This is a genomic window from Rhizobacter sp., from assembly GCF_031412075.1.
Taxonomy (GTDB): domain Bacteria; phylum Pseudomonadota; class Gammaproteobacteria; order Burkholderiales; family Burkholderiaceae_C; genus Rhizobacter.
The window spans coordinates 1-3,747 of sequence record NZ_JANOCG010000559.1 but is presented as its reverse complement, the minus strand read 5'-3'; the positions used below and the strand labels follow the sequence as shown (position 1 = coordinate 3,747).

Here is a 3,747-nt window from a genome sequence, read left to right as displayed (position 1 = left end):
CACCCGGTGAGCGACATGGCGAGGCAGAGCCCGGCTTTTTCAGTGGGCCTGTGGGTCGAAGAAGCGGCGTGACAAGCCGGCACGCCCCGGGTAGTACTTGAAGAACGGCCGCGCCTCGTCGATGGTGCGCACCACCGAGGGGCGATCCATCAGGCGGTCGACGTAAGCGGCCAGACGCGTGTGTTGCGGCGCCAGTGGCACATAGGTCACGGCATAAAACAAGGCCGGCGCGGCAGCGCAATCGGCCATGCTGAACGCATCGGCAGCCACCCAGGTGCGCCCGTCCAGATGACTGTCGATCCACGCATACGCCGACAGCAAACCTTCGCGGGCGCGGGCCACGTTGATGGCGTCGCGGTCAGCCTCAGGGCGCAGCAGGTCGGCAGTGAGGGCCTGCATGGGCGTCATCACGTATTGGTCGAAGAGGCGATCCCACAGGCGCACCTGCAGCGCCGCGTCGGGGTCATGCGGGATGAGAGCACGGCCTGGGCTGGCGTGGTGGCGCTGCAGGTGCTCGATGATGATGCTCGTCTCGGGGATCGGCCGCCCTTCGTCTATCAGCAGCGGCATCTTGCCCGTGGCCCACAGCCCCACGAATGCGGATCGCTCGGCGGGGTCGCCCAGGTTCAGCAAGCGCTTGTCGACTTCGATCGCCAACTCATAGAGCGCGATCAACACCTTGTGGCAGTAGGAAGAGAGTGGGTGGTAGTGGAGCGTGAGAGATGTCATGCGGCTTGGCTGGTGTTTCCGAGCCTGGAAGATACCAACGCGACGATCTCACTGCCTACGCGCCGGGTCTGGCGCGCAGAATGCCGCATGAACATCGTTCTGCTCTGCACGGCCTTTCTGGTGATTCTTTACGCGGCATTGAGTATCAATGTCTCCAGAGTACGGCTGCAGGGTCGGGGCTCCTCGAGGGCGACCGAAGCCCAGCTCACCCAGGCCGTGCGGGCGCACGACAACGCAGCCGAATACATCCCGCTGCTGGTGGTGTTGCTGCTGTACCTGAACTCAGCAACCCCAGGGCCATGGGTCACCGCTCTCGCGGTGTTGGGCACGCTGAGTCGCGTCGTTCACGCGGCAGCCATGCTGATCGCTACCACCCTCGATCAGCGACACCGACTGCGCTTCGTCGGCGCGCTGGGCACTTACCTCACGTTGTTCGGCTTGAGCGGCGTGCTGCTGAACCACGCGTTCTGACGGCCGGGTCGTAGGCAACCGGTTGCGGGGCTACTCAGTGCTTCTCGGCAGCAGGTGTCTCGGTGTGCATGACACATTGCCAACGCGTTCCGTTCTGGATCCATGTCGAGGTGTCGTTCATCTCTTGCTCCGAGCTCTTGCCATCTCCCTTGGAGGCGACTTCCTGCTTGACGCGATAGCTCAAGATGGCCGTCGCTTCGTTCGGGAAGACAACTTCCATGTCACTCAGCTTGAAGGCGGTGACGACCATCGACCCTTGTTCCGCCATCTTGCGGTAGCCCGCGTGGTCGAATTTGATGGCGCCCTGCGAGCTGACCATGAGGGCCGGCTCGCTGAGCATCTGCAACGCGGCATCAGTGTCCTGGTCGACCATCGATTGCCAAAACCTGGTTTCGAGATCGATGAGCGTCTTGTTGGGTGTGGGCATATGAGACTCCTTCATGAAGCGAGTCTCATGGTGCTATCGGAGCGGGTCGCAGCCCATCGGACGACATTTGGTCGAGGGGTAGGTCAGCTCCTACGTGGACGGCAGGCGTTCAGAAAAGCCAAAGCAAACGGCCAAAGAAAAACGGGTTAGCACTTTCGCGCTAACCCGTTATCTTGTCTGGCGGAGTGGACGGGGCTCGAACCCGCGACCCCCGGCGTGACAGGCCGGTATTCTAACCAACTGAACTACCACTCCAGATGGCTTCTGCATCGCTGCACAAGCGCCATCAAACTTGGCGTCCCCTAGGGGATTCGAACCCCTGTAATCACCGTGAAAGGGTGGTGTCCTAGGCCTCTAGACGAAGGGGACTCAATCCTTCATGCATCTTGAACTGCGCGCCACCTCAACCCTTTCAGATTTTGGTGGAGGTAAGCGGGATCGAACCGCTGACCTCTTGCATGCCATGCAAGCGCTCTCCCAGCTGAGCTATACCCCCGTTTTTCAACAAGGCACGCTGTTCAAGCGAGACCGCGATTATAGACAGATTTTCATGCCCTCTGCAAACGCGCAAGCACGGTCTCTTTGGGGAATAGCTCGAGCACTGCATCTATCGATGGTGTCTGTGGACGACCGCACACCAGCACGCGAATGGCGTGGGCCAATTGCGGCATCTTCAGGCCGTGAGCAGCGAGTGTTTCCTTGATGGCTGCAGCAATCGCGGCCTTGTTCCACTCAGCGGCGGATAGCTTGTCGCGCAGCGTAGGCAGCGCCGGTTTCACGAGCTCGGTCACGTGCGCGGCGAGGTCATCGGCAGTGGGCTGCACGTCGGCGTAGTACATGGCGACCCAGTCGGCGAGTTCCACGGTGGTCGAGCAGCGGTCCTTGAACAGCCCCGTCGCACGCGCCACGTTGGAGGCGACGATGCCACGGCGCTGCAGTTGCGCCGTCACCAGCTCGGCCAGGCGATCGTCAGCCAGCGTCTTGAGGTAGTGCGCGTTGACCCAGGCGAGCTTGGCGGCGTCCCATTGCGCCGGGCTCTTGGACAGGTGGCTGCCGTCGAACCACGTCACCAGTTGCTCGCGCGAGAACAGCTCTTCATCGCCATGGCTCCAGCCCAGGCGCGCCAGGTAATTGAGCATGGCCTCGGGCAAGAAGCCGTTTTCTTCATAGGCCGTGACGCTCACCGCGCCGCGGCGCTTGGAGAGCTTTTGTCCATCGTCGCCCAGGATCACCGGCACGTGGCCGAACAAGGGCAGCGGTGCCCCCAGCGCGTTGAAAATGTTGATCTGCCAGGGTGTGTTGTTGACGTGCTCGTCACCACGGAAGACATGGCTGATGCGCATGTCCCAGTCGTCCACGACCACGGCAAAGTTGTAGGTGGGCACACCGTCGGCCCGCATGATGATGAGGTCGTCGATCTCGCGGTTGGCGATGCTGATCGGGCCCTTGCACAGGTCGTCCCAGGTCACGACGCCGTCGTGCGGGTTGGCGAAGCGGATCACCGCCTGAACACCCGCCGGTGGTTCGGGCAGCGTCTTGCCAGGCGCGGGGCGCCAGCGGCCGTCGTAGTGCGTCTTCTCGCCGCGCGACTTCTGCGCCTCGCGCATCGCGTCGAGTTCTTCGGGCGTGGCGTAACAACGGTAGGCCTTGCCTTCGGTGATGAGCTGATCGACCACCGCTCGGTAGCGATCCAGGCGCTGCATCTGGTAGATCGGGCCTTCGTCGTAGTCGAGGCCGAGCCACTTCATCGACGCGAGGATCTGGTCGACTGAATCTTGCGTCGAGCGAGCGACATCGGTGTCTTCAATGCGCAGCACAAACTCGCCACCGAAGTGGCGGGCGAAGGCCCAGGAATAAAGCGCGGTGCGGGCCGTGCCCAGGTGCAGGAAGCCGGTGGGCGAAGGGGCAATGCGGGTGCGGATCTTGTTGGTCATGTGTTCAGAGAGTTGCCAGGCCGCGCAACAGATCGGCCTTCAGGTCTTCCACGTCGTCGAGGCCCACGGCCACGCGGATCATTCCCTGCGTGATGCCAGCCGCCTGACGCTGCGCTTCGGTGAGGCGGCCGTGCGAGGTGCTGGCCGGGTGGGTGATCGTGGTCTTGGTGTCGCCCAGGTTGGCGG

Annotated in this window: 5 protein-coding genes and 3 tRNA genes; 1 reads left to right on the top strand and 7 read right to left on the bottom strand. The window is 62.7% G+C overall.

Translation table 11 applies throughout. The annotated features are described in order from the left end of the window. Positions 1 to 39: 39 nt before the first annotated feature. Complete coding sequence (locus tag RMO40_RS20770) at positions 40 to 729, bottom strand: glutathione S-transferase family protein (RefSeq protein WP_309725400.1); 690 nt, start codon at positions 727 to 729, stop codon at positions 40 to 42. A gap of 87 nt (positions 730 to 816) precedes the next feature. On the opposite strand from RMO40_RS20770, the gene RMO40_RS20765 reads away from it, so the two are divergent. Beyond that, positions 817 to 1,200 (top strand): MAPEG family protein, encoded by a 384-nt coding sequence (locus RMO40_RS20765; protein ID WP_309725398.1) that lies wholly within the window; start codon positions 817 to 819, stop codon positions 1,198 to 1,200. Between the two features lie 34 nt (positions 1,201 to 1,234). Here RMO40_RS20765 and RMO40_RS20760 read toward each other — a convergent pair whose 3' ends face one another. The 6 genes from RMO40_RS20760 to RMO40_RS20735 form a co-directional block, all read right to left on the bottom strand. Further along, a complete protein-coding gene (locus RMO40_RS20760; RefSeq protein WP_309725396.1) occupies positions 1,235 to 1,627 on the bottom strand; it encodes a DUF4440 domain-containing protein in 393 nt (130 codons plus the stop codon). Between the two features lie 178 nt (positions 1,628 to 1,805). After that, positions 1,806 to 1,882: transfer RNA gene (locus RMO40_RS20755), tRNA-Asp, on the bottom strand. Between the two features lie 38 nt (positions 1,883 to 1,920). After that, positions 1,921 to 1,996, bottom strand: a tRNA-Glu gene (locus RMO40_RS20750). Positions 1,997 to 2,047: 51 nt separating this feature from the next. Then, a tRNA-Ala gene (locus RMO40_RS20745) sits at positions 2,048 to 2,123 on the bottom strand. 52 nt (positions 2,124 to 2,175) lie between these two features. Then, entirely contained in the window at positions 2,176 to 3,561 is a 1,386-nt protein-coding gene (gltX, locus tag RMO40_RS20740) for a glutamate--tRNA ligase (RefSeq protein ID WP_309725393.1), read from the bottom strand. A gap of 4 nt (positions 3,562 to 3,565) precedes the next feature. After that, the coding region (locus RMO40_RS20735; RefSeq protein ID WP_309725392.1) for a PLP-dependent transferase at positions 3,566 to 3,747 on the bottom strand (182 nt) is incomplete at its 5' end.

Excerpts from the sequence above, each read along its gene's own strand:
- RMO40_RS20770 (WP_309725400.1), bottom strand. The coding sequence starts at position 729 with ATGACATCTCTCACGCTCCACTACCACCCACTCTCTTCCTACTGCCAC.
- RMO40_RS20765 (WP_309725398.1), top strand. The coding sequence starts at position 817 with ATGAACATCGTTCTGCTCTGCACGGCCTTTCTGGTGATTCTTTACGCG.
- RMO40_RS20760 (WP_309725396.1), bottom strand. The coding sequence starts at position 1,627 with ATGCCCACACCCAACAAGACGCTCATCGATCTCGAAACCAGGTTTTGG.
- gltX (WP_309725393.1), bottom strand. The coding sequence starts at position 3,561 with ATGACCAACAAGATCCGCACCCGCATTGCCCCTTCGCCCACCGGCTTC.